The organism is Amycolatopsis sp. NPDC101161, assembly GCF_044768185.1.
GTDB lineage: Bacteria > Actinomycetota > Actinomycetes > Mycobacteriales > Pseudonocardiaceae > Amycolatopsis.
The window spans coordinates 132,745-158,180 of the sequence record NZ_JBIWPI010000001.1 but is presented as its reverse complement, the minus strand read 5'-3'; the positions used below and the strand labels follow the sequence as shown (position 1 = coordinate 158,180).

Below are 25,436 nucleotides of genomic sequence, written 5' to 3'. Positions count from 1 at the left end.
TCCACGAACCGTGTGCGGTTCCGTACGATCCATACTCGTGACTCGCACCCACCCCAGCCTGGTCGGCACGCTCCTCGAGCGGCGCTACCGGGTGGACCGGCTGCTCGCGCACGGGGGGATGTCTTCCGTCTACCGGGGGACGGACACCCGGCTGGACCGTCCGGTCGCGATCAAGATCATGGACCCGCGGTTCGCCGACGACCGGTCGTTCGTGGACCGCTTCGTCCGCGAGGCGCAGTCGGCGGCGCAGCTGCACCACCCGCACGTGGTGGCGGTGCACGACCAGGGCTTCGACCTGCCCCAGGGCGCCGAGTCGGGCCTCGCCTTCCTGGTGATGGAGCTGGTGGACGGCGGAACCCTGCGGGACCTGCTGGACGAGAAGGGCCCGCTGGACGTCCCGCTGGCGCTGAGCGTGGCCGAGCCGGTGCTTTCGGCGCTGGCCGCCGCGCACCGGTCCGGGCTGGTGCACCGCGACGTCAAGCCGGAGAACGTGCTGATCGGCCGGACCGGGCCGCACACCGGCGGCGCGGTGAAGGTCGCCGACTTCGGCCTGGTGCGGGCGGTGGCGAGCGCGGGCACGACCAGCTCGAGCGTCATCCTCGGCACGGTCGCCTACCTGTCGCCGGAGCAGGTCGAGACCGGCGCGGCGACCGCGCGCGGCGACGTCTACTCGGCCGGCATCCTGCTCTACGAAATGCTGACCGGGCAGGTGCCCTACACCGGCGACACCGCGATCTCGGTGGCCTACCGGCACGTGAACGACGACGTCCCGCGGCCGAGCGCGCTGCGCCCGGACCTGCCGCCGGAGCTCGACGAGCTGATCACCCGCGCGACCCGGCGGGACCCCGAGCTGCGGCCCGCCGACGCCGGGGAGTTCCTGACCGAGCTGACCGCGGTGCGCGCGCAGCTGGGCCTGCTGCCGGTGACCGTCCCGGTTCCGGTGTCGCACGGCCAGGGCGACCTCGCCGACACCGAGCGCACGCTGCCGCGGATCCCCCAGGTGGCGCCGGACAGCGAGAAGACGATGCCGGTGCACCGCCCGAACGCGACACGGGCGCTGAGCCACCCCGGCACCCCGCCCCCGGGCTTCACCCAGCAGATCCCGCCCGTGCGGCCGCCCGCCGGGCGGCGCCGGAGCGAGCCGGAGCCGGAGAAGCCGGCGGACAACCGGAAGCGGATCGCCATCATCGCCGGCGCGGTGCTGCTGTTCGGCGGCCTGATCACGGCGTTCGTCTTCATGCTCACCGACACCGGCGGCGAGAAGACCTCGACCGTGCCGCACCTCGCCGGGCTGAACCAGGCCGCGGCGGGTGACGCGCTGCGCGCGGTGAAGCTGACCCCGAAGTTCAGCCAGGAGTACGACAACACGGTCCCGTCGAACACCGTGCTGCGCGCCGAGCCCGCCGAGGGCACGACGCTGGCGCCGAACTCGACGGTGTCAGTCGTGCTGTCGAAGGGCCGCCCGGTCGTGCCGGACATCCGGCCCGGCACCGCGCTGCCCGACGCCGAGCAGGCGATCAAGACCGCGCAGCTGACCCCGACGCGCGGCACCGACGACTACGACGCCGAGGTCCCGCAGGGCGCGGTGATCCGCACCGAGCCGTCGTCGGGCAGCCAGCTGAACATCGGCGGCCAGGTCACGATCATCGTGTCGAAGGGCCCGCTGCCGCTGCCGCCGGTCCCGGACGTCACCGGGCGGAGCAAGGACGAGGCGTTCCAGCTGCTGCAGCAGGCCGGGTTCGAGCCGTTCCAGGCGGGCGAGGAGTTCAAGCAGGAGGTCCCGGGCGGCGCCGTCACCCGGACCGACCCGCCGGCGAACTCCCAGGCCAGGGACAAGCGGATCGGCGTGTTCGTCAACAACGCCGTCCAGGTGCCGGACGTCCGGTTCCGCTCGTTCGACGACGCCCAGAAGATCCTCGAGCAGGCCGGGCTGAAGGCCGACCGCGACGGCAAGGGCGGCGGCCGCGGCGGAGGCGGCGGCGGGTTCGACTTCGTCTTCCAGCAGGACCCGCAGCCGGGCACGTTCGTGCAGAAGGGCTCCAAGGTCAAGCTGAAGGGCTTCGGGGGATGATCGGCAGCCGAGGCCGCGTCACCGGCACGATCGGCCCCGGCCTCATCGGCGAAGTCCTGCTGAACGTCCGGGGCGGCACGGAGGCGTTCTACGCCTACCCGGCCGACCCGGACGCGACCTTCTCCTCCGGCACCCAGGTGCTCGTCGTGGACTTCGAACCCCCGCGCACGGTTTATGTCGAGCGGTGGCAACCGCTGGGCCGATGACGGCGTCGTAGAGGCACCAACGCACCCACAACAGAAAAGCGAGGGGGTCGGTGCCATGAGTCTCGTGGAAATCCTGCTGCTTTCCGCCGGCGGACTCGTCGTCGTGCTGTTCGTGATCTTCGGGATCCTGCGGCTGCTGTACAAGGTCGCCGAGCCGAACGAAGCCCTGATCATCTCCGGGCTCGGGGTCCGGGTCGACCGCGCGGACACCGCGGACAGCCTGGGCTTCAAGATCATCACCGGCCGCGGCGTGAACGTCCTGCCCGGCTTCCAGACCGCGCGCCGGCTGTCGCTGGACACCCGCGGCGTCAACCTGCAGGTCTCCTGCGTCACCAAGCAGGGCCTGCCGGTCACCGTGCGGGCGGTCGTCATCTACAAGGTCGGCGACGACTTCGCGTCGATCGCCAACGCCGCCCGCCGGTTCCTCGACCAGCAGAAGGGCATGAACGACACGATCCACGAGCTCTTCTCCGGGCACCTGCGCTCGATCGTGGGCGGGCTGACCATCGAGGAGATGATCCACAACCGGGACGCGCTGACCGGCGAGGTCCGGCAGTCCTCGGCCACGGAGATGATCAAGCTGGGGCTGATCGTCGACTCGCTGCAGATCCAGGAGATCGACGACGAGTCGGGCTACATCACCAACCTCGGCAAGCCGCACGCCGCCGCGATCGCCGCGTCGGCCCGCATCGCCGAGGCGCGCAGCGACCAGGAGGCCGCCGAGGTCGAGCAGGTCTCCGCGGCCAAGAAGGCCGCCGCGGTCCGCGAGAGCCAGATCCAGCAGGCCGGCTACCAGGCCGAAGTGGACCAGGCGCGGGCGAAGGCGTCGCAGTCCGGCCCGCTGGCCGAGGCGACCGCGCGCCAGGAGGTCGTCGTCCAGGAGACGCGGGCGGCCGAGCTGGAGGCGGCGCTGGCCGAGCAGCGGCTGCAGTCGCAGGTCCGCAAGCCGGCCGACGCGAAGGCGTACGACACGCGCACGACGGCCGACGCCGCTCGTGACGCGTCGATCGCCAAGGCCCAGGCCGAGGCGAAGGAGACCGAGCTGCGCGCCGCGGCGGACGCGACCCGCGTGAAGACGGCGGCCGAGGCGGAGGCGCAGGCCATGAAGGCCCGCGCGGAGGCGTCGGCCGGGGCGACGCGGGCGACCGGTGAGGCCGAGGCGGCCGCGGCCAAGGCGCGCGGCCTCGCCGAGGCGGAGGCCGCGAAGGCGAAGGGGCTCGCCGAAGCCGAGTCGGCCCGGGCGAAGGGCCTCGCCGAGGCGGACGCGATCAAGGCACGCGCGGCGGCGCTGGCGGAGAACCAGGAAGCCGTCGTCGCGCAGCAGCTGGCCGAGCGCTGGCCGGAGATCGTCGAAGCGGGCGCGAGCGCGTTCGGCAACGTCGACCACATGGTGGTGCTCAACGGCGCCGACGGTATGTCCGACATGTTCGCCAAGGCGCTTTCGCTCGGCGGAACCGGTCTCGGCCTGGCCCGGCAGCTGATGGACGCCATGGGCAAGCCGCCCGAGAAGGAGCTGGACGAGCCCGCGCGGAAGAACGGCGAGCTCAAGCTGACCGACTAGCCGAGCGACCACCGCGTCACGCTGCGTACGGCCCTTGTGTCCCGGATCACGGGAGGCAGGGGCCGTACGCCCGTTCGGGGGCGGCAATTCCCGGGCCGTTGTCCTACCGTGGGCGCATGGTGCCGGACAGCGTGTCGCGGGCCGCCCGATGAGCAGCTTCTTCACCGGCGGTCCCCGCGAGCGTCCCCTGTTCCCCGTCCCGGAACAGGAGCTGTACGCGTTCAACGGCCGGCACTGGACCGATCCCCCGCGCGAGCACATCGTCCCGGCCGTGCTGCCGCTGGCGCAGCCGCTGGGCCGGTCCGAGCGCACCATCGTGGCGCTGCGCTCGGTCGAGGTGTGGCCGCAGGCGTTCACGCTGCGCATCACGGTCTACTCCCGGGACAGCCTCGTCGACGACCCCGCCGAGGGCCTGATCGACCACCGCCGCAAGCCCGACTACAACGGGCTGCTCATCGGCGTCCTCTACGCCGACGGCAGCCGGGCGAGCTCCGAGGCCGTCTCGGTGCCGTCGGCGTCCGAACCGGAGGAACCGGTCCTGCGGGCGCACCCCGCCGGCGGCACGCGCTTCGCCGTCGAGCACGAAGTGTTCCTGTGGCCGCTCCCGCCGGCCGGCCCGCTGAAGCTGGTCGTCCAGTGGACCGACCGCGAGATCCCCGAGACGCGCACGACTCTCGACGGCGGCGCGATCCGGGCCGCGGCGAAGGACGCCGCGGAGATCTGGCCGGGGCTCGGCAAGCGCCAGGTGAACGGCCTGCCCGTGCGCCGCGTCGGCAAGCAGGTGGCGCTCACCCCCGAATGGGGGACTTCGGTGGTCCGGGCGGAAGAAACCCCGCCTACGCCGGAAAGCTGAACGTTTTTCTTGATCTGTGACCCCGGGCACCGACGGCCGGGGTATCTCGAATGGATGAACGGGGTGGGTAGTTAGCGTCGTGGAAACACTTCGACCACCCGCTCGTCACGTCGGGCTGGTGCAGTGGGGTTTCTTCCCTTCCGACGCACGTGGCCGTGCACACCCGCGAACCCGGAAAGGTCGCCCATGGCAGGCTCGCCGCTCAGCGCACTCGACGTCGCTTTTCTGTGCCTGGAAAGCGAAAACTCCCCGATGCACATGGGCGCGGTGGTCACCTTCACCGCCCGCGGCCCGGTGGACCCCGCCGCGCTGACCGCGGTGCTGGCCGAGCGCGCCGCGCGACTGCCGAAGCTGCGCCAGCGCGCCCGCGCGGAGCTGTTCCCGCCCGGCTCGGCCAGCTGGGCCGACGACCCGGACTTCCGTGCCGCGGACCACATCCACCACGCGACGCTCAGCTCACTGTACGAACCGGACCCCTTGGCCGCGTACGCGTCGCGGTGGATCGCCGAGCCGCTCGACACGTCCCGGCCGCTGTGGCACCTCACCCTCGTCACCGGGCTGCCGGACGGGAAGTTCGCGCTGCTGCTGAAGCTCCACCACGCGCTCACCGACGGCGCCGGCGCGTACGCGGTCGCGGCCGGCCTGCTCGACGGCGTCAAGCTGCCGGAGCGGATCTCCTCGCCGGCCCGGCCGATCCCGGCGCCGCGGTCTACTTTGGACACGGTGAAGGACGCGCTGGGCACGGTCTGGGGCCAGGCGAACGAGACGGCCGGGATCGCGTCGTCGCTCGTGCGGGCCGCGCGGCCGCCGCTGTCGCCGGTGTCGGCGCCGCAGTCGGCCGAGCGCCGGCTCGGGTTCGTCCGGCTGCCGCTGAGCGAGCTGCGCCGCGTGCGCAAGGCCCACGGCGGCACGACCAACGACGTCGTGCTGGCGGTGCTTTCCGGCGCACTGCGCGAATGGCTGGTGAACCGCGGCCACCGCGCCGACGGCCGCACGCTGCGCGCGCTGATCCCGGTGAGCGTGCGCGGCCGGACGGGCGACCAGCTCGGCGGCAACAAGCTGTCGGGGTACCTGTGCGACCTGCCGGTCGGCGAGGACGACCCGGTCGAGCGGCTGCGTGTGGTCCGCCGCGCGATGACCCGCAACAAGGCGGCGGGCCCGAGCCGCGGCGCGGGGGCGCTGCCGCTGCTGGCCGGCCGCGTCCCGCCGCTGCTGCACCGCCTGGGCACGCGCACCGCGGGCCTGGCCGCGCCGATGCTGTTCGACCTGGTGATCACGACGGTCCCGGTGCCCCCGGCCCGCCTGTCCCTCGGCGGCGCCCGGCTGGCGGAGATGTACCCGTTCGTCCCGCTGGCCCCGCGGCACGCGGTCGGCATCGCGGTGGCGACCTACCGCGACTCGGTCCACATCGGACTGCAGGTCAACGGCGAGGCGGTCCCGGACGTGGGTTCCCTGCGGGACGCGGTCCTGAAGTCCGCGGCCCGGCTGGTCGACGCCTCCTGACTCAGGGAGCCACGCCCACCACTTCCAGGAACGCCAGCGCCTCGGCGCCGCGGGAGCCGGGCGGTGCGGTGTAGAGCACCAGGTGCTGGTCGGAGTCGGGCAGGACGAGGGAGTCGCAGTCGACCGTCACCTCGCCCACGGCCGGGTGCCGGAAGGTCTTCGTGAGCACTGGCGTCGCCTGCACGTCGTGCCGCTCCCACAGCCGGGCGAAGTCGGCGCTGCCCGCCCGCAGCTCCTCGACGAGCCCGCGCACCGCCGGGTCCGCGGGGTAGCGGGCCAGGGTGGCGCGCAGCTCCATGACGACGGTGAGCCGGAACTCCGCGGCGTCGGAAATCCCGTACGGCGGCTCGGCCGGCCCCAGGAACGCCTTGCGGGCGAGGTTGCGCCGCTCGGGCGGCACGGCGGCGAAGTCCTCCATGAGCGCCGCCGCGAGGTCGTTCCACGCCAGCACCTCGAACGTGGCGGAGATGACGATGGCGGCCGTCTGCGGCAGCCGCCGCAGCAGCGCGAGGATGCTGGGCCGCACGTCCCGGCGGTGCACGGCGTTCCGGATCGGCGCGGTGCCCGCCACGACGTGCAGGTGCTCGGTTTCGGCGTCGGTCAGCCGCAGCGCGCCGGCGATCCCGGCCAGGACCTCGCCCGACGGCCGCGGCGCCCGGCCCTGCTCGAGGCGGACGTAGTACTCGGTGGAGATGTGCGCGAGCACCGCGACCTCCTCGCGGCGCAGGCCCGGCGTTCGCCGGCGCGGCCCGGCGGGCAGGCCGACGTCCTGCGGCCGCAGCCGCTCACGCCGGCTGCGGAGGAACGCCCCGAGCTCTTGCTTGTCCACCTCCCCAGTATGCGGACGCACCCGCGCCGGATCCTGGTACGGCTTGTGCCTGCCTCCGCGTCGCGGACCGGAGCACCGTCGGAACCATGACGAATTCCCCTTCGATCGGCCTGCTCACCGGCAAGGTCGTGCTCATCACCGGAGCCAGCCGCGGCATCGGCGCCGCCGCGGGCCGCCTCTTCGCCCGGGAGGGCGCCGCCGTCGTGCTGGCCTCGCGCGGCACCGAGGCCCTCGACCGCGTCGCCGGCGAGATCCGCGCGGCGGGCGGAACCGCCGACACCGTCGCGCTGGACCTGGCCGATCCCGCGAGCATCCGGGCCGCCGTCGACCGCGTGGAGCAGCTTCACGGCCGCCTCGACGGCGCGTTCAACAACGGCGCGGCCATCCAGCGGCCCGGCCCGCTCGAGACGACCGCCGAGGAGGACATCGACGAGCAGTTCGCGGTGAACTTCCGCGCGCACTGGACCGCCATGACCGCCGAGGCCGCGCTCATGCGCCGCGGCGGCGGCGGGGCGATCGTGAACACGTCCAGCATCGGCAGCCGCCGGGCCAACCCGGCCCTGCCCGCCTACGGCGCCATGAAACGGGCGCTGAACAGCCTCACCGAGACCGCGGCCGTGACCTGGGGCCCGCAGGGCATCCGGGTCAACGGCCTCACCCCCGGCGGCACCGCCACGGACATGATCGACGCGTGGGAAGCGGCGTCACCCGGGGTCGTCGAGCAGATCACCGCGTCGGTCCCGCTCGGGCGCATGGCCGAACCCCACGAGGTCGCCGAGGCGGCCGCGTGGCTGCTCAGCGACCGCGCGGCCATGGTGACCGGCGCGATCGTCCCGGTCGACGGCGGTGCCGGGGCCTAGCTCGGCAACACCTAGCCGCGGAGCATCTCCGCGACCAGGAACGCCAGCTCCAGCGACTGCTGCGTGTTCAGGCGCGGGTCGCAGGCGGTCTCGTAGCGGCCCGACAGGTCGATGTCCGAGATCTCCTGGGCCCCGCCCAGGCACTCCGTGACGTCCTCGCCGGTCAGCTCCACGTGGATGCCGCCCGGGTAGGTGCCCAGCTGGTTGTGGACCTCGAAGAAGCCCTGGACCTCGTCGACGATGCGGTCGAAGTGGCGGGTCTTGTACCCGGTCGACGACTCGTGCGTGTTGCCGTGCATCGGGTCGCACTGCCAGATGATCTTGTGGCCGGAGGCTTCGACCTTCTCCACGATCGCCGGCAGGACGTCGCGGACCTTGCCGTTGCCCATGCGGGAGATGAGCGTCAGGCGTCCCGGCTCGAAGCGCGGGTCGAGCCGCTCGACGTACTCCAGCGCCTGCTCGGGCGTGGTCGTCGGGCCGATCTTCAACCCGATCGGGTTGGCCAGCAGCTCGGCGAACGCGATGTGCGCGCCGTCCAGCTGGCGGGTCCGCTCGCCGATCCACAGGAAGTGCGACGAGAGGTTGTACAGCTTCGGGTTCGCCGCGTCGGCCTTGTCGAGCCGCAGCATCGACCGCTCGTAGTCGAGCAGCAGCGCCTCGTGGCTGGCGAAGATCTCGGTGGACTGCAGCGAGGTGTCCGTGACGCCGCAGGCCGACATGAACCGCAGGCCGCGGTCGATCTCGTTGGCCAGCGCCTCGAAGCGCTGCGCCGCCGGCGACGCCGAGACGAAGTCCTTGTTCCAGTCGTGCACCTGGTGCAGGTCGGCCATGCCGGCGCCGGTGAGGGCGCGGACCAGGTTCATCGCCGCACCCGCGTTCGCGTAGGCGCGGATCATCCGGCCGGGGTCGGGCACGCGCAGCTCGGGCTTCGCGACGAGGGAGTTGATGATGTCGCCGCGGTAGACCGGCAGGCCCAGCGCGTCCGTTCCCGCCGACCGCGGCTTCGCGTACTGGCCGGCGATGCGGCCGACCTTGACCACCGGCAGGCTCGCGCCGTAGGTCAGCACGACCGCCATCTGCAGCAGCGTGCGCAGGTTGGCGCGGATGTGCGGCTCGGTGTTGGACTCGAACGTCTCCGCGCAGTCACCGCCCTGCAGCAGGAACGCCTCGCCGCGGGCGACCATCGCCAGCCGGTCCTTCAGGCGGTCGATCTCGGCCGGGACCGTGATCGGCGGCACGCTCTCCAGCACGCCGCGGACCCGCCGGGTCGCGTCCGGGTCGGGCCACTCCGGCTGTTGCGCCGCGGGCAGGGCCAGCGCCTTGTCGAGCCGCGCGCGCAGCTCCGGCGGCAGCGGCGGCAGTTCGGGCAGGGTGTCGACGGGGACGTCCACAGTCCAGTTCACGAACACCAGGATAGGGTTTCCGCCCTTCCGCGCTTCGCCCGGTTCGCCGTCCCCAGGTCGTGGGGGGGGGGCCCCGGGGGCCCCCCCCCCCCCCCCCGGCCCCCCCCCCCGCCCCCCCCGCCGGCGCCCCCCCCCCCCCCCCCCCGGGGGGCCCCCCCCCCCCCATCACCCCCCCCCCCTTTGTGGGGGCCCCCCCCGCCCGCGGCGCCGGGGGCGCCCCCCCCCCGGGGGGGGGGCCCCCCCGGGCCCCCCCCCCCCCCACCTCCGGGGTCAGCCGCGCGGGACGAGCCGGACGACCGCGCCCGTGCCCTGCGACGTGCCGTTGGTGGTGACGAACACCTCGTCACCGCGCACGGCCAGGCCGGTCCGGGTGCCGTTCTTCTCCACCCGGGTCAGCACGCCGGGAGAGGGCGGCGCCGCGATCCCGTCACGAGCGAACGTCAAGGCGAGCAGCCGGCCCGCGCGGTCGAACGCGAGGTCGGTCAGCGCCGTGAAGCCGTCGGCGTGGATCTTCGGCCGCTTCCCCGGCACCACGCGCCACACGCGCGCCGCGCCCACCGCGATGCTGCTCAGCTCGGACACGTAGAGCGCGCCGTCCGGGCCGACGACGACCGACGTCGGCACGCTTCGGCGGGAACACCGCGAGCACCCTGATCCGGCCCCGGCCGTCGACGTAGAGCAGGTCGTTGCCCGCCGCGTCGGCGACCGCGAAGCCGTCGCGGTAGCGCGTCATCCCGAACGGGTTCGAGTCGATCACCGGCGTGGCCGGATCCGCTCCGGCACCGTGGTCCGGGTTGTTCTTCGCCTCGAACGCGGCGAAGTCCGGGCCGGGCACGACGTGCCGGCCGAAGGCGGCCGACAGCCTCCCGAGCAGCCGCCCGTCGGGGCCGAACGGGCTGGCTCCGGTCGCCGGGTCGATGAGCACGTCGCCGGCGAGCAGGACCGGGACGCCGTGGACGAACGCGACGTCCGTCGGGCCGGCGACCGCGGCTCCGCCGGGCGCGGCCGCGGACGGCAGGCCGGTCAGGATCCGGCGCACGCCGCCGTGGCCGTCGAGCAGCGCCACCGAGCCGGCGAGGCCGAAGCAGGCGGGCCCTTCCGGGCCTTCGACGCACGTCCCGGCGCCACCCGCCCCGGCTTCGGCGACTTACAGTTCGCCGTCGTGGACGGTCAGGTGCCGCGGGTTGTCGAGCCCGGTGGCGACCGTCTTCAGGCCGCCCTGGCCGGCATCGGCCCCGATGACCGGAAGGGTGGCCGGGTCAGCCCCGTCGGGCAGCGGAGATCTTCAGCAAGGCCGCCCCGACGCGAGGTGCGGCGAGCAGGGGCAGGAAAGCCAGGAGTACCAACGTTTTCCGCAGCACCCGAGCGTGGCCCGGCGGTCACCCGGCCTGTGCGCGGTTGTACAGGTTCTGCGCGTCGGTGCCGAAGTACGGCCCGAACATGTACCCGGGCAGGAACGTATAACCGAAGCTGTTCACCGAAGCCTGGACGCCGGCGCCGGTGCTCTCGGTGAAGGACAGGAACCACGGGCCGCCGCTGGAGCCGCCGGTCATGTCGCACTTCATGCCGTGGTCCTGCGTCAGCAGGAAGTCGGTGAAGGTGCTGCCGCTGCAGTAGATCAGCTTCGTGCCGTCGTACGGCGAGGCGGCCGGGTAGCCGAAGGTGTACATGCTCTGGTTCTTCGGCTGGTTGAAGGCGATCCCCTGCGCGCCGACGACGTCGGTGAGCCGCTGCCCGTTGAGCGGGTTCACGACGGCCATGCCGACGTCGTAGTTCATGTCCTCACTGGCTTCCCACTGCGGCGTGGTCAGCGTCGACTTCGCGGCCCACTGGCCGTACGGCGCGTTGCCGTTGTTGTAGCCCGGCACGAAGACCCACTCGGTGTGCCAGGTGCCCTGGTACTTGACGCAGTGCCCGGCGGTGACGACGACGCTGCCGTTGGTGCTGGTCACGGCGTCGCCGGAGCACGAGGCTTTCTGGCCGTTGAAGAGGAAGAACACGCGGCCGGCGGTCTGGGTGACCTTGCCGCCGCCGGTCCAGGCGCCCCCGCCGTTCGGGATGCTCCGGATGATCGCGCTTCGGCCGCGCGCCACGTCTTTCGGCGTGAAAGCCGGCGCTTTGACGAGGTTGTCCATGGGCACGGCCGCCCGCATGGCATCGGGCGTCCAGAAGGGTTTCGGCGCGGCCTGGGCGGGCGGCCCGGCCAGGGCGAACGCGAGGGAGAGGACCGCGGTGACGACCGCTGCCCGGAAAGTCGTGTGCTTCAAGACGCCCCACCTTCCGCGGAAGTGAATTGTCGCAAAAGCGGCACAGCTACTCGAAAGTAGTTGGCCGTGCACGGAGTGCACAGCCGCCATCCGGAGTAATGGGTCGAAACGGTCGAAAGCCCCCTCGTCAGCGGCGAGGGGGCTTTCGTGAACCGAACGTCAGACGACCGCGAGCGGCAACGCCGTCGGGTGGACCGGGGCCGGGAGGTCCGACGCTCCCGTCAGGAACGCGTCGACCGCGTTGGCCACCGAGCGGCCCTCCGCGATCGCCCACACCACCAGCGATGCGCCGCGGTGGGCGTCGCCGCAGACGAACACGCCCGGGGTCTCCGTCTGCCAGTCCGCGCCGCACGACAGCGTGCCTCGCTTCGTCAGCGACAGCCCCAGCCCGTCCAGCAGCGGCATCTCCTCGACGCCCTCGAAGCCGATCGCCAGCAGGACCAGGTCCGCCGGGAGCGTCTCGACCTCGTCGTTGACCGGGATCACCTCGCGGCGGCCCGTCGCGGGGTCCTTCTGGACGCGGACCTGCTGCAGCTCCACCGCCGTCACGCGACCCTCGGAGTCGCCGACGAACCGCTTGACCGCCACCGCGAACTTCCGCTCGCCCGCTTCCTCGTGCGCCGGGTAGGTGCGCAGGATGTACGGCCAAGTCGGCCACGGCGACCGCTCGTCGTCCCTTGTGGACGGTGGCATCGGGTACTGGTCCAGCTGCGTCACCGAAAGCGCGCCCTGGCGGGTGGCCGTGCCGTAGGAGTCGGCGCCGGTGTCGCCGCCGCCGATGATCAGCACGTGCTTGCCGCGCGCGTCGACCGACGGCGGGCCGTCGCCCTCGACGAACTTGTTGGCCGGCACCAGGTGCTCCATCGCCAGGTGGATGCCGGCCAGCTCGCGGCCCGGCGTCGTCGTGTCGTCGCGGCCGCGCAGCGCGCCGACCGCGAGCACGACGGCGTCGTACTGCGCGCGCAGGTCCTCCACCGACAAGTCGACACCGACCTCGCACCCGGTGACGAACCGGGTGCCTTCCTTGCGCAGCTGCGCGAGGCGGCGGTCGAGGACCTTCTTCTCCATCTTGAACTCGGGGATGCCGTAGCGCAGCAGGCCGCCGAGGCGGTCGTCGCGCTCGAACACCGTGACCTCGTGGCCGGCGCGGGTCAGCTGCTGCGCGGCGGCGAGCCCGGCCGGGCCGGAGCCGACGACCGCGACGCGCTGCCCACTGGCCACTTCGGACACCTGCGGCTGGACGTAGCCCGCTTCCCACGACTGGTCGGCGATCGTCTGCTCGACGCGCTTGATCGCCACCGGGCCGCCCGACAGCGGCGAGATGGACAGGACGCAGCCCGCCTCGCACGGCGCCGGGCACAGCTTCCCGGTGAACTCGGGGAAGTTGTTGGTGGCGTGCAGCCGGTCGCTCGCCGCGGCCCAGTCGCCGCGGCGGACCAGGTCGTTCCACTCGGGGATCAGGTTGCCGAGCGGGCAGCCCGAACCGCCGGAGTGGCAGAACGGGATGCCGCAGTCCATGCAGCGGGACGCCTGCTTGCGCACCTTTTCGTTGCGCTCGCCCGGGTCGACGTCCGCGTAGACCTCGCCCCACGATTCCAAGCGGTCCTTTTTGGACTTCTTGGGCGGCTCTTCGCGGTCGTACTTCAGGAAACCGGTCGGGTCAGCCACGAGCGGCCTCCATGATCGCCTCGTCGACGTCGCGGCCGGCGGCCTTCGCCGCCTTCGCCGCGTCCAGAACCCGCTGGTAGTCGCGCGGCATCACCTTGGTGAACGCCACGGACCGGCGCGGCCAGTCGCCGAGCAGCGAGGCCGCGACCGCGGAGCGGGTGAGATCGTGGTGCTGCTGCACCGTTTTCTTGAGCCAGGCCAGGTCGTCCGCCGTCGGCTTGAGCAGGTCCACCATGTCCTGGTTGACCTTCTTGCGGTCGACGTCGAGCACGAACGCCATGCCGCCGGACATGCCGGCCGCCAGGTTCCGCCCGGTCGGGCCGAGCACCACCGCGCGGCCGCCGGTCATGTACTCGAAGGCGTGGTCGCCGACGCCCTCGGCGACGACCGTGGCGCCGGAGTTGCGGACGCAGAAGCGTTCGCCGACCTGGCCGCGCAGGAAGATCTCGCCGCCGGTGGCGCCGTAGGCGATCGTGTTGCCCGCGATCGTCTGCGCCTCGGCCGCGAAGGACGCTTCCGGGTCGGGGCGGACGACGATCCGGCCGCCCGAAAGCCCCTTGCCGACGTAGTCGTTCGCGTCGCCGACCATGTCGAGGGTGATGCCGCGCGGCAGGAACGCGCCGAGCGACTGGCCCGCCGATCCGGTGAGCGTGACGTGGATCGTGCCCTCGGGCAGGCCGTCCCCGCCGTAGCGGCGGGTGATCTCCGAGCCGAGCAGCGTGCCGACGGTCCGGTTGACGTTGCGCACCGGCAGCTCGATGTTCACGTGGTGCGCGTCTTCCAGCGCCGCCTCGGCGAGCTGGATGAGCGTGCGGTCCAGCGCGTGCTCGAGGCCGTGGTCCTGGCCGCGGGTGCGTCGCTTGGCGCCGCCGTACGGGGTCTCCGAGGGCATCTCGAAGATCGGCGCCAGGTCCAAACCGGACGCCTTCCAGTGGTCGACGGCCTCGTCGGTGTTCAGCAGCTCGGCGTGACCGATCGCCTCGTCGAGCGTCCGGAAGCCCAGCGCCGCCAGGGTTTCCCGGACTTCTTCGGCGACGAACTTGAAGAAGTTGACGACGTGCTCGACCTGGCCGGTGTAGCGCTTGCGCAGCTCGGGGCTCTGCGTGGCGACGCCGACCGGGCAGGTGTCGAGGTGGCAGACGCGCATCATGATGCAGCCCGCGACGACGAGGGGGGCCGTCGCGAAGCCGTACTCCTCGGCGCCGAGCAGCGCCGCGATGACGACGTCGCGCCCGGTCTTCATGGCGCCGTCCACCTGCACGGTGATCCGGTCGCGCAACCCGTTGAGCAGCAACGTCTGCTGGGTCTCGGCGAGGCCGATCTCCCACGGCGTGCCCGCGTGCTTGAGCGAGTTCATCGGGGACGCGCCGGTGCCGCCGTCGTGCCCCGAGATGAGCACGACGTCCGCGTGCGCCTTGGAGACGCCCGCCGCGACCGTGCCGACGCCCAGCGAGGACACCAGCTTCACGTGGATGCGGGCGTGCTCGTTGGCGTTCTTGAGGTCGTGGATCAGCTGCGCGAGGTCCTCGATGGAGTAGATGTCGTGGTGCGGCGGCGGGGAAATCAGGCCGACGCCCGGCGTGGAGTGCCGGGTCCGCGCGATCCACGGGTACACCTTGTTCGGCGGCAGCTGGCCGCCCTCGCCGGGCTTCGCGCCCTGCGCCATCTTGATCTGGATGTCGTCGGCGTTGACGAGGTACTCGCTCGTGACGCCGAAGCGGCCCGAAGCGACCTGCTTGATCGCGCTGCGGCGCTCGGGGTCGTAAAGCCGCTCGGGGTCTTCGCCGCCCTCGCCCGTGTTGGAGCGGCCGCCGATCCGGTTCATCGCGATGGCCAGGGTTTCGTGCGCCTCGGCCGAAATCGAGCCGTACGACATCGCGCCGGTGTTGAAGCGCTTGAAGATCGCCTCGGCGGGCTCGACCTCGTCGAGCGGCACCGGCTCGCGGACGCCGTTCTTGAACGAGAACAGCCCGCGCAGCGTGCCGCCCTCGCGGTAGAGGCGGTGCACCTCGTCGGTGTACTTGCGGTAGACCTCGTCGCGGCCGGTCTTGGACGCGTGCTGCAGCAGGAACACCGTCTCCGGCGTGAACAGGTGCAGCTCGCCCTCGCGGCGGTAGGCGTACTCGCCGCCGGTGTCGAGTCCGCGGTGGACTCGCTCGGTCGGGTTGTCCGGGTACGCGCGGCGGTGCCGGACGGCGACCTCTTCGGCGAGCACCTCGAGCCCGACGCCGCCGAGCTTCGACGACGTCCCGGTGAAGTACTCGTCGAGCAGGTCCTGGCTCAGGCCGAGGGACTCGAAGACCTGGGCGGCGGTGTACGCGCCGACCGTCGAGATGCCCATCTTGGACATGATCTTCAGGACGCCCTTGACGAGTGCCTGCACGTAGTTGCGGATCGCCTTGCCCGCCTCGATGCCGGTGACCGCGCCCTGCCCGATCATGTCCTCGATGGTCTCGAAGGCCAGGTACGGGTTGACCGCGGCGGCACCGTAGCCGAGCAGCAGCGCGATGTGGTGCACCTCGCGCGCGTCCCCGGATTCGACGACCAGCGCGACGCGCAGGCGTTCCTTGGTGCGGACCAGGTGGTGGTGCACCGCGGAGACCAGCAGCAGCGACGGGATCGGCGCCATCCGGTGGTCGGAGTCGCGGTCGGACAGCACCAGCGTGCGCGCGCCCGCCGCGATCGCTTCGGACGCCTCCCGCCGGACGCGTTCGATCGCGCCGGCCAGCGCCTCGGCACCACCGTCCACTTCGTACAGTCCGGAAAGGACGCTGCACGCGAAGCCGGGGAGGTCGCCGTCGTCGTTGATGTGGATGAGCTTGGCGAGCTCGTCGTTGTCGATCACCGGGTACGGCAGCTTCAGGTGGCGGCAGGACGCCGGCCCGGGGGCCAGGAGGTTGCGCTCCGGGCCCATGATCCGCGCCATGCAGGTGACGAGCTCCTCGCGGATCGCGTCCAGCGGCGGGTTGGTCACCTGCGCGAAGTTCTGCTTGAAGTAGTCGTAGAGCAGGCGAGATCGCTGGGACAGGACCGCGGGCGGGGTGTCCGTGCCCATCGAGCCGATCGGCTCGGCGCCCTTCTCCGCCATCGGCGCGAGCAGGATCTTGAGCTCTTCTTCGGTGTAGCCGAAGGAAAGCTGGCGGCGCAGCACCGAGTCGTGGCTCTGCACGACGTGGTCGCGGTCGGGCAGCTCGGCGATCTTCAGCAGGCCCGCGTGCAGCCAGCCCTCGTAGGGCAGCTTGCCGGCGAGCGCGGACTTGACCTCTTCGTCGTCCACGATCCGGCCGGCTTCGGTGTCCACGAGGAACATCCGGCCGGGCTTGAGCCGCCCCTTCGCCACGACGTCCTTCGGGGCGACGTCGAGGACGCCGGCCTCGCTGGCGAGGACGACGCGGTCGTCGGCCGTGCGCCACCAGCGCGCCGGGCGCAGGCCGTTGCGGTCCAGGACCGCGCCGACGAGGGTGCCGTCGGTGAAGGTGACGCACGCCGGGCCGTCCCACGGCTCCATGAGACTCGCGTGGAACTGGTAGAACGCGCGGCGCTCGGGCTTCATGGTGGCGTGGTTTTCCCACGCCTCCGGGATCATCATCAGCACCGCGTGCGGCAGCGACCGGCCGCCGAGGTGCAGCAGCTCGAGGACCTCGTCGAAGGACGCGGAGTCCGACGCGTCCGGCGAGCAGATCGGGAACAGCCGCGACAGGTCGCCCGGGATGACGTCGGATTCGAGCAGCGCCTCGCGGGCCCGCATGCGGTTGCGGTTGCCGCGGATGGTGTTGATCTCGCCGTTGTGCGCCACGAACCGGAACGGGTGCGCCAGCGGCCACGACGGGAAAGTGTTGGTGGAGAAGCGGGAGTGCACCAGCGCGATGGCGCTTTCCAGCCGTTTGTCGCGAAGGTCGCCGAAGAACGCCGGCAGCTGCTCCGGCGTCACCATGCCCTTGTAGACGATCGTCCGCGACGACAGCGACGGAAAGTACGTGCCGCAGCCGGAGTTCGCGCTTTCGTGCTCGACGCGCTTGCGCAGGCAGAACGCGAGCCTGTCCAGCTCCAGGCCGGTTTTTCCGTCCGCCGTCACGAAAAGCATGGCGAAGTGCGGCATGACCGAGCGGGCGGTCGGGCCGATGTCGGCGCGGTCGGCGTCGACGGGGACCTCGCGCCAGCCGAGGACCTCCAGGCCCTCTTCGACGGCGATGCGTTCGGCCAGCCCGACGGCCTTGCGGCGCTGCTCGGCGTCTTCGGGCAGGAAAGCGATACCGGCGGCGTAGGCGTGGTGGCCGTGGGAGTCGGGTTCGGGAAGCGCGAAGCCGGCTTCTGCGCGCAGCAGCGTGTCGGGCAGCTGCAGCAGGATGCCGGCGCCGTCGCCGCTGGTGGGTTCGGCGCCGGCGGCGCCGCGGTGGTCGAGGTTGGTCAACGCGGCCAGGCCGTCGGTGACGATTCCGTGGGAGCGGCGCCCGCGGATGTCGGCCACCATGGCCACACCGCAGGAGTCCTGTTCGGTCTCCGGGTCGTAAAGACCCTGCTTGCCGGGAATGGCGGAGAAGATCATGAAGGGACCTCCTTCGTCGTCTGTTCGTGCGGGGCCGGGCTACCGGCCGGGGAGCGCACGGGACGACGATGGCCCGCTTGTTAGCGCGACTTTAACACCTGGGAAACATGCCAGCACCTGTTCAGAGCGCCCCGAGCGACGTCGGACGGTAACGATCTGGCTGCGCGGAACGACGTAGTTCCTGATGGGTTCCCGGTAGTTCGTTGTGCTAAGTATACGGCCCGGAAACTCCCGTCAAGCCTAACGTGACGGGCCCGACCCGGCAGCCCGGGATTGTGCTTCCGGTCACTAGAACGTGTTACATTTCGCCGCATGATCCTCGATCGGTTCAAGCTCACCGACCAGGTCGCGGTGGTCACCGGCGCCGGACGCGGAATCGGCGCGGCCACGGCCGTGGCGCTCGCCGAAGCGGGTGCCGACGTGGTCATCGCGTCCCGCACTTCCGCTCAGCTCGACGAGATCGCCGCGCGCGTCTCGGCGGCCGGCCGGCGGGCGGTGGCGGTGCCGGTGGACCTGTCCTCCCCGGACGCGGCCGCGGCGCTGGCGTCGACGGCGGTGTCGGAGTTCGGCCGGCTCGACCTGGTGGTCAACAACGTCGGCGGCACGTACCCGCGGCCCCTGCTGGAGTCTTCGGTGGACTTCATGGAGGAAGCGTTCCGCTTCAACGTGGCGACGGCGCACGCGTTGACGGTGGCGGCGGCACCGTCGCTGGTGGAGGCGGGCGGCTCGATCGTCAACATTTCGTCGGTGATGGGCCGGGTCTCCGGCCGCGGCTTCGCGGCGTACGGAACGGCGAAGGCGGCCCTGGCGCACTACACGCGCCTGGCGGCGGCGGACTTGGCGCCCCGCGTGCGGGTGAACGCGATTTCGGTGGGCTCGGTGGCGACGTCGGCACTGGAGATCGTGGTCGGCAACCCGGAGCTGAAGGAGAAGATGGAGTCGGCGACGCCGCTGCACCACATCGGCGAGGCGGAAGACATCGCGGCGACGGTCGTGTTCCTGGCGTCCCGGGCCGGCGGCTACATCACGGGCAAGATCCTCGAGGTCGACGGCGGGTTGCAGGCGCCGAACCTGGAACTGGGTCTGCCCGACCTCGGCTGACCCCCACCTCTCGGAACCTCGTTTCTTGACTTGTGATCAAGAGGCTTCTAGCCTTCGCCTCTACTTGCTCTTGATCGCAAGTCAAGAGCGGCGGGTGAGCTGAGCGGGGCAGGCGATGGAAACTTCGGCGGAGAAGGACAGCCACACCGCGTCGGTGCGGCGGGACGTGTGGTTCGAGTCCGGGGGCGTGCGGTGCGCGGCGTGGCTGTACGCGCCGTCAGCGGAGGGCGGGCCTCGGCCGTTGGTGGTCATGGCGCACGGGTTGGGCGCGGTCCGCGAGTGGCGCTTGGACGCGTTCGCGGAGCGGTTCGCCGCGCAGGGGTGGATGGTGCTGGTGTTCGACTACCGGTACCTGGGGGCCAGTGAGGGATCTCCTCGGCAGTTGCTCGACATCGGCGACCAGCTCGACGACTGGCGGGCCGCACTGGCCTACGGCCGGTCCCTGCCGGAGGTCGACCCCCACCGGGTCGCGGTGTGGGGGACCTCGTTCGGCGGCGGGCACGTGCTGCGGATCGCGAGCGAGGACCACGATCTGGCCGCGGTGGTGGCCCAGTGCCCGTTCACCGACGGGCCGGCGTCGTTGCTCTCCCGGTTCCGGGCCGGCCCGGTGAGCATGGCCGGGCTCGTCATCGCCGCGCTGCTCGACGTCGCCGGGTCGGTGTTCGGGGCGAAGCCGGTGCTGGCTCCGGTGGTCGGGGTGTGGTGGATGCCCGCCTTCCTGGTGTCGCCGACCGCGATCGCCGCGGCGTCCCAGCTGATCCCGGCGGGGTCTCGGCTCTCGCCGCGCACCGCGAAGGTTCTGACCCGGGTTTCAGCCGTGGGCAAGGGGTTGTCCGCGACCGTCGAGACGGGCGGGCAGCCGTTCCGCCCTGGCGACACCGCGGTCGGCCGCGACACGATCTGGGGTGTCATGAGTGGCCCGGACGGTGGCGGCGACAGCGCCAACGCGGTCGCGGCCCGGCTCGCGTTGCGGTTACCGCTGTACCGGCCCGGCAAAGACTTGCGCAAGATCGCCGCGGCGACCCTGTTGTGCGTGTGCGACGACGACCGCGCCGCCCCCGCGCGCACCACGGCCCGCCTTGCGTCCGGGCAGGACCACGTCCAGGTCAACCACTACGACGGTGACCACTTCGACATCTACGTCGGTGACCTGTTCGAGCGAGCCGTCGCGGACCAGATCCGGTTCCTCGCGGCCCGGTTCACGGCCGCGGCGATCCGGTAGCCGGCACAGCGGCGATGCCGCGGGCACTGCGGACCAGCGTCTCGACGACGGCGCGATCGCCCACGGCGTCGCCCGCGTGGGTCAGCATCCCTTCGACGACGAACACCCCGATCCGGGTCATCGCGGCCTGCTCGGTCTCCGGCACGCCCAACGCGGCCAGGTGCCACCGCAGGATCGCCTCCACCTGCGCGTGGAAACCGTCGTGCCACACCCGCAGTGCCTCCGACGCCGCGACCCTGGCGTGCACCGTCGTGATCAGCCGATCGACCCGCCGCAGCTCGGCGACCGCCCACAGCAACTGCTCGACCGGCGGTTCGGCCGAGCGTTCCGCCACGCCGGCCAGGAACTGCGCGAACAGCGCGTCCAGCACGGCGACCAGTACCTCGTCCTTGTCCTTGAAGTACCAGTAGACGGTGTTGGAGGTCACCCCCGCCTCGCGCCCGATCCGCGTCACCGTCGTGGGGTCGTAGCCGTCTTCCACGAACAACCGCGTGGCCGCGGCGACGATCTCACCGCGCTTCTCTTCCCTGTCCTGCGGGCGTCGGTTACGCGGCATCCCCCACCTGGCCAGATCAGCTTTCTTCGGTCTTCTTCGGTTCCTCGGTCGAGGCGTCCTCCGAAGCGGGCTTTTCCGCCGCCGGAGCCTCGGCCGCCACCTTCGCGTGCTCGGGCTCTTCTTCCGAAGCCTCCTCGGACGGGGACTCCGCGACCGGCGTCTCGTCCGGACCGGGCGCGTCCTTGCTCCGCAGCGTCTCCGGAGCCTCCCGCGGCCCGCGCTTGCCCGCGAGCACGAAGTACACCACCGCCGCCGCGAACAGCAGGATCGACGTCCACACGTTCACGCGCAGCCCGAGGATGTGGTTCGCGGTGTCGGTCCGCATCATCTCGATCCAGCCGCGGCCCACGGTGTAGCCCGCGACGTACAGCGCGAACGCCCGGCCGTGCCCGAGCTTGAAGCGCCGGTCCGCCCACACCACCAGCAGCGCGACCAGCAGGTTCCAGATCAGCTCGTACAGGAACGTCGGGTGGACCGGGCTCTCCGGCAGCGGGATGTGCCCGGTCGCGACGCCGTTCAGGAGGTTGTCCGGGTCCTCCGGGTTGAAGCGCTGGTAGACCTCGAGCCCCCACGGCAGGTCCGTGTGCGCGCCGTAGAGCTCCTGGTTGAAGTAGTTGCCGATGCGGCCGATGGCCTGCGCGACGACGATGCCCGGGGCGATCGCGTCCGCCACCGCCGGCAGCGGGATGCCCTTGCGGCGGCAGGCGATGAGCGCACCGACCGCGCCGAGGGCGATCGCGCCCCAGATGCCGAGGCCGCCGTCCCAGATCGCGAACGCCTTCCACGGGTTCTTGCCCTCGGTGAAGTACAGCTCGGGGTCGGTGATCACGTGGTACAACCGGCCGCCGACCAGGCCGAACGGCACGGCGAACACGGCGACGTCGATCACCGTGCCCTTGGTGCCGCCGCGGGCGGCCCAGCGCCGCTCGCCCCACCAGATCGCCACGATGATGCCGGCGATGATGCACAGGGCGTACGCGCGGATCGGGATCGGCCCCAGGTGCCAGACCCCCTGGTCGGGGCTCGGGATCGTCGCGAGGTAGGCGCTCATCACGCGGCCACCGTAGCGCTAGCGGCTCTCGGCATCCACAGCGGCCAGGTAGCCCGCCACCAGCGCGTGCGCCACCTGGACGACGGCCTGGTCGCGCGGGAGGAACTGGTCGTCGTGCAGGCTCGGCACGCCCGCGGTGTCGCCGAGGCCGACGAACAGCATCAGGCCGCGGGTCGCGCCGCCGCAGTAGTGGGCGAAGTCGTCCGCACCGAACGACCGGAACTGGTCGTCGACGACGAAGCCGCCGTGGCTCAGCCAGTGCCGCGCCCCGGCCGCCAGCGCCGGGTCGTTGTCCAGGACCGGCTCGCACGGGCTGATCTCCAGCTCGGCGGTGCAGCCGTGCGCCCGCGCGGTGCCGTGCACGATGTCCGCGAGCGCTTCCAGCGCGTCCTCGCGGTCCTTCGCGCGCATCAGGCGCAGCGAGCCGAACGCGGTCGCGGTGTTCGGGACGACGTTGGCCGCCGAGCCGCCCTGGATCCGGCCGATCGAGCAGACCGCGCCGAACACCGGGTCGATCCGGCGCGACGCGAGCTGCTGCAGGCTCACGACCAGCTGCGACAGCGCGAGGATCGGGTCGCGCAGCAGGTGCGGGTAGCCGGCGTGGCCGCCCTGGCCCTGCATCGTGACCTCGAACTCGTCGGTGGACGCGTTGACCGGGCCCGGCACCGCCGCGACGACGCCGTGCGCGATCCGCGGCTGGACGTGCGCGCCGATCACCGCGTCCACCCTGGCCTCGGTGAGCACCCCGGACTCGACGACGTCGAGCGCGCCGGGCGGGGACGTCTCCTCGCGCGGCTGCAGCAGCGCGAGGATCGGCCGCGGGACGCCGACGCGCCGCGCCGCCCGGCAGACGGCGACCAGCGCGGCGAGGTGGACGTCGTGGCCGCACGCGTGCATGAACTCGTTGCCCGACGCCCACGGCACGCCGGTGCCCTCCAGCACCGGGAGGGCGTCGAGCTCGGCCCGCAGCGCCACGGCCGGGCCCTCGCCGCCGGGCAGGAGGATCGCGCGGCCGGTCTTGGCGACGGGGACGCCGTCGCCGGCCCCGAGCGCGGCGACGACCAGCCGGGCGGTGTCCTCTTCGTCGCCGGAGCCGCGCGGGTCGGCGTGCACCGCGTGCCGCAGCTCGATCGCGGCCGGCAGCTCCTCCTCGATCGCCTCGGTCCAGGCGTCCCACAGATCACTCACGCGCGCTCCCAGCGGTAGATCCTCTTCGCGTTCTCGTGTCCCACCAAAGCACACAGCCGGACGGCGTCCACTTCGGACATCGCGCCCGCGTCGAGCCCGGCGCGCACGAAGTCCGAAAGTCCCTGTCGGAACAGGGCCGTGCCCAGGTGGTACAGCTCGGCCAGGCCGAACGCGTCGGTGGAGAAGAGGACCTTCCCGAAGGGCGCGATCTCCAGCAGCTCGGCCAGGATCGACGGCGCGCGGAACCCCGCGTTGTGGGTGGCGAGCCCGACGTCCACGAACACGTGCTCGAAAACCTGCGCGAGATACGCGGCGTTGCGGTGGAACGGGTAGTTGTGCAGCAGGAGGATCGGCACGCCGCGGTCGCGGGTGGCGCGCAGCAGCCCCGTCAGGTGCAGCGGGTCGCAGCGGTGCAGGTCGACGTCGGAGTCGCCGTACCCGACGTGGAACTGCACCGGCAAGCCGAGGTCGAGCCCGGTGAAGACGAGGAACCGGTGCAGCACCTCGTCGGCCAGCCGGCCGCCGCCCGCGGCGAGCCACCGTCCCGCGGCGGCTTCCACCTCGGCCGGCGAAGGCCGCTCCCCCGCCAGTTCCAGGCCGACGCGGTAGGCAGCGATCGACTTGAGCCCGACCGCGGTCTCGGCGCGTTTCCCCAGCTCATCGGTGAAGGCGGCGGCGAACCCCTGAGCCGTGCTGCCGCGGATGACGTGCTCGGCCACCTGTTCCAGCCGGACGATGTCGTGCGCGCGGGTGCCCGCCAGCTCCGCGAACTCGCCGGTCGTGGTCAGCGCGTCGGGCAGGAACCCGCCGTCCAGCAGGAAGTCCGTCGTGCCGGTGGCGCGCAGGAAGCGCCGCGCCACCTCGGCCGCGCCCAGTTCGGCGCGGCGGTCGAGGTAGACGTCGGCGGGGGCGTGCGCCGGCAGGTCGAGCACGGGTGCGCAGCGTGCGCGCACCGCGAGCCCGATCAGCGAGTCGAAGAGGCTGGTACCGAGCGGCGACGTCGTGTCCGCCTCGGTCAGCATCGCCTCGAAGTCCGCGCGGGCCACGTCGTGGGTGACGACGCCGTGGCAGTGGTGGTCCACCAGCGGCAGGTCCGCGACGAACGGGAGCAGGTCGGTCATGCGCCTCCGTCCGCGGTGGTCAGCCTCTCCCCCACCCTACGAGCGAACCCGGGTGCGGACAGCACCAAGATCACCGCCAGCACCAGCACGGCCCCGGCCACCACGGGAAACCACCGTGCCGGGCCTTCGGTCGGGTACGGCACGACGTTGACGTAGACGGTGTAGCCGAGCACGGCGAGCGCGCCGATCGGGAACACGAGGTGCCACGCCGGCACGCGCATCCGGCGCTTGACGAACAGCAGCAGGATCGCGCCGGCCGTCGTCAGCAGGTAGATCACCAGCAGGATCAACGTCCCGATCGAGCCGCTCCACGCGAAGGTGTCCGACGCCGTCGCGCCGAAGAACAGCGCGCACACCAGGATGATCAGGACGGCCGCGCCGGTCACCGCGCTGACCGCCGCCACCGGCGTGCCGCGGCTCGACGTCCGGCCGATGCCGCGGCCGCCGACCGCGTCGCGGCCCAGGGCGTAGAGCAGCCGCGAACCGCCGACGACACAGGCCAGGCAGCAGCCGAACGCGCTGATCGCGGCCCCGACGCTGATGACGTCGCCGACCCACGCGCCCGCGTACCGGCTGCCGAGGTCGCCGAGCAGGGACGGCGAGTCGTGGAACGCCGTCGCGTCCGAGCCGAACGCCATCATCTCGACCGCGGTGACCACGACGAAGTAGACGCCGCCGAAGACCGCCGTGCCGAGGATCGCGCGCGGGATGTTGCGCTTCGGGTCGTGGGTCTCCTCGCCGAGCGTCGCGGCGGCTTCGAACCCGGCGAAGGACAGGAAGCCGAAGACCGCGCCGAGGAAGACCCCGGACAGCCCGGTTTCCGGGACGAAGACGTCCATCGTGAAGCGCGCGCCACCCGGGGCGCCGCCGGCCAGCAGCCGGACCAGGATCACCACGGTGACCAGCAGGATCACCGCGATGGTCGCGCCTTCGACGGCGAGCAGCGTGCTCGTGCCGCGGCGCGCGGGCACCACCGACAGCAGCCAGGCGCCGACCAGCGCCACGGCCGTCAGCACGAACGGCCCCCAGGACGGCGGGTCCGGCCAGATGCCCACCTGCGTCAGGAAGGCCGTGCCGAGCGTGCCCGCGGCCGAGCTCGTGACGACGGCGTAGAACGTGTACGTGCCGAGCAGCCCGATGCCGGAGACGACGCCGGCGCGCGGGCCGAGCGTCGCGCCGACGAACGCGTACACCGATCCCGCGTGCTGGTAGTACTGGCAAAGCTTGACGAAGCCGTACGCGACCAGCAGCACGCCGACCGCCGAGAGCAGGAAGGCGAGCGGGACGGCGCGGCCGGCGGCGGCCGCGGTCTGCTGGGGGTTGATGTTGGCGGCCATGCTGGGCGCCATCAACGCCACCGACAGGCCGACGGCCTGCCAGACGGAGAGGGAGCGGCGCAGCCCTGGACGGGTTTCGACGGTGTCTGACAC

18 protein-coding genes and 1 pseudogene are annotated in these 25,436 nt (G+C 72.2%); 8 read left to right on the top strand and 11 right to left on the bottom strand.

Features of this window, described 5'->3' with window-relative positions:
- Window positions 1-37 precede the first annotated feature (37 nt).
- The 5 genes from pknB to ACIRSS_RS00810 all read left to right on the top strand — a co-directional run bounded on the left by pknB (window position 38) and on the right by ACIRSS_RS00810 (window position 6,194).
- Window positions 38-2,071: a Stk1 family PASTA domain-containing Ser/Thr kinase gene (gene pknB, locus ACIRSS_RS00830; protein WP_400889079.1), complete on the top strand. Its 2,034-nt coding sequence runs from the start codon at window positions 38-40 to the stop codon at window positions 2,069-2,071.
- The gene (locus tag ACIRSS_RS00825) at window positions 2,068-2,277 is read left to right on the top strand and encodes a hypothetical protein (protein WP_284741042.1); all 210 of its coding nucleotides are present in this window, start codon (window positions 2,068-2,070) and stop codon (window positions 2,275-2,277) included. The genes pknB and ACIRSS_RS00825 overlap by 4 nt, the downstream gene beginning before the upstream one ends.
- Window positions 2,278-2,332: 55 nt before the next feature.
- A complete protein-coding gene (locus ACIRSS_RS00820) occupies window positions 2,333-3,838 on the top strand; it encodes a flotillin family protein (RefSeq protein ID WP_400889076.1) in 1,506 nt (501 codons plus the stop codon).
- Window positions 3,839-3,986: 148 nt separating this feature from the next.
- Window positions 3,987-4,691, top strand: a complete 705-nt coding sequence (locus tag ACIRSS_RS00815) for a hypothetical protein (RefSeq protein WP_400889074.1) — start codon at window positions 3,987-3,989, stop codon at window positions 4,689-4,691.
- Between the two features lie 186 nt (window positions 4,692-4,877).
- Complete coding sequence (locus ACIRSS_RS00810) at window positions 4,878-6,194, top strand: wax ester/triacylglycerol synthase family O-acyltransferase (protein WP_400889072.1); 1,317 nt, start codon at window positions 4,878-4,880, stop codon at window positions 6,192-6,194.
- A gap of 1 nt (window position 6,195) precedes the next feature.
- On the opposite strand, the gene ACIRSS_RS00805 is transcribed toward ACIRSS_RS00810, so the two are convergent.
- The gene (locus tag ACIRSS_RS00805) at window positions 6,196-7,023 is read right to left on the bottom strand and encodes a helix-turn-helix transcriptional regulator (protein WP_400889069.1); all 828 of its coding nucleotides are present in this window, start codon (window positions 7,021-7,023) and stop codon (window positions 6,196-6,198) included.
- An 86-nt stretch (window positions 7,024-7,109) separates the two neighbouring features.
- Between ACIRSS_RS00805 and ACIRSS_RS00800 the strand changes: the two genes are divergently transcribed.
- Window positions 7,110-7,883, top strand: coding sequence for an SDR family NAD(P)-dependent oxidoreductase (locus ACIRSS_RS00800; protein ID WP_400889066.1), 774 nt, complete (start codon window positions 7,110-7,112; stop codon window positions 7,881-7,883).
- A gap of 11 nt (window positions 7,884-7,894) precedes the next feature.
- Here the strand turns inward: ACIRSS_RS00800 and ACIRSS_RS00795 are convergent, their stop codons facing one another.
- The 5 genes and pseudogenes from ACIRSS_RS00795 to gltB form a co-directional block, all read right to left on the bottom strand.
- A complete protein-coding gene (locus tag ACIRSS_RS00795; protein WP_400889063.1) occupies window positions 7,895-9,286 on the bottom strand; it encodes a class II 3-deoxy-7-phosphoheptulonate synthase in 1,392 nt (463 codons plus the stop codon).
- Window positions 9,287-9,556: 270 nt separating this feature from the next.
- Window positions 9,557-10,373, bottom strand: a pseudogene (locus ACIRSS_RS00790) (ScyD/ScyE family protein); the annotation flags it as partial.
- A 292-nt stretch (window positions 10,374-10,665) separates the two neighbouring features.
- Window positions 10,666-11,553, bottom strand: coding sequence for a peptidase (locus tag ACIRSS_RS00785; protein WP_400889061.1), 888 nt, complete (start codon window positions 11,551-11,553; stop codon window positions 10,666-10,668).
- Between the two features lie 159 nt (window positions 11,554-11,712).
- Window positions 11,713-13,221 carry a glutamate synthase subunit beta gene (locus ACIRSS_RS00780; RefSeq protein ID WP_400889058.1) on the bottom strand — a complete coding sequence of 503 codons (1,509 nt, stop codon included), beginning with the start codon at window positions 13,219-13,221 and terminating at the stop codon, window positions 11,713-11,715.
- Window positions 13,214-17,767 carry a glutamate synthase large subunit gene (gltB, locus tag ACIRSS_RS00775; RefSeq protein WP_400889055.1) on the bottom strand — a complete coding sequence of 1,518 codons (4,554 nt, stop codon included), beginning with the start codon at window positions 17,765-17,767 and terminating at the stop codon, window positions 13,214-13,216. The genes ACIRSS_RS00780 and gltB overlap by 8 nt, the downstream gene beginning before the upstream one ends.
- A gap of 312 nt (window positions 17,768-18,079) precedes the next feature.
- On the opposite strand from gltB, the gene ACIRSS_RS00770 reads away from it, so the two are divergent.
- Complete coding sequence (locus tag ACIRSS_RS00770) at window positions 18,080-18,868, top strand: SDR family oxidoreductase (protein WP_400889052.1); 789 nt, start codon at window positions 18,080-18,082, stop codon at window positions 18,866-18,868.
- A 115-nt stretch (window positions 18,869-18,983) separates the two neighbouring features.
- Window positions 18,984-20,090: an alpha/beta hydrolase gene (locus ACIRSS_RS00765; protein WP_400889050.1), complete on the top strand. Its 1,107-nt coding sequence runs from the start codon at window positions 18,984-18,986 to the stop codon at window positions 20,088-20,090.
- Here the strand turns inward: ACIRSS_RS00765 and ACIRSS_RS00760 are convergent.
- The 5 genes from ACIRSS_RS00760 to ACIRSS_RS00740 are packed head-to-tail and all read right to left on the bottom strand — an operon-like array spanning window position 20,068 to window position 25,436.
- Complete coding sequence (locus ACIRSS_RS00760) at window positions 20,068-20,646, bottom strand: TetR/AcrR family transcriptional regulator (RefSeq protein ID WP_400889047.1); 579 nt, start codon at window positions 20,644-20,646, stop codon at window positions 20,068-20,070. The two genes, ACIRSS_RS00765 and ACIRSS_RS00760, sit on opposite strands and share 23 nt — an antisense overlap.
- Before the next feature lie 16 nt (window positions 20,647-20,662).
- A complete protein-coding gene (gene lgt / locus ACIRSS_RS00755; protein ID WP_400889044.1) occupies window positions 20,663-21,697 on the bottom strand; it encodes a prolipoprotein diacylglyceryl transferase in 1,035 nt (344 codons plus the stop codon).
- A gap of 18 nt (window positions 21,698-21,715) precedes the next feature.
- Window positions 21,716-22,885, bottom strand: a complete 1,170-nt coding sequence (locus ACIRSS_RS00750; protein WP_400889042.1) for a M20 family metallopeptidase — start codon at window positions 22,883-22,885, stop codon at window positions 21,716-21,718.
- A complete protein-coding gene (locus tag ACIRSS_RS00745; RefSeq protein WP_400889040.1) occupies window positions 22,882-24,006 on the bottom strand; it encodes an amidohydrolase family protein in 1,125 nt (374 codons plus the stop codon). The genes ACIRSS_RS00750 and ACIRSS_RS00745 overlap by 4 nt, the downstream gene beginning before the upstream one ends.
- On the bottom strand, window positions 24,003-25,436 hold the full coding sequence (locus ACIRSS_RS00740; RefSeq protein ID WP_400889037.1) for an APC family permease: 1,434 nt from the start codon (window positions 25,434-25,436) through the stop codon (window positions 24,003-24,005). The genes ACIRSS_RS00745 and ACIRSS_RS00740 overlap by 4 nt, the downstream gene beginning before the upstream one ends.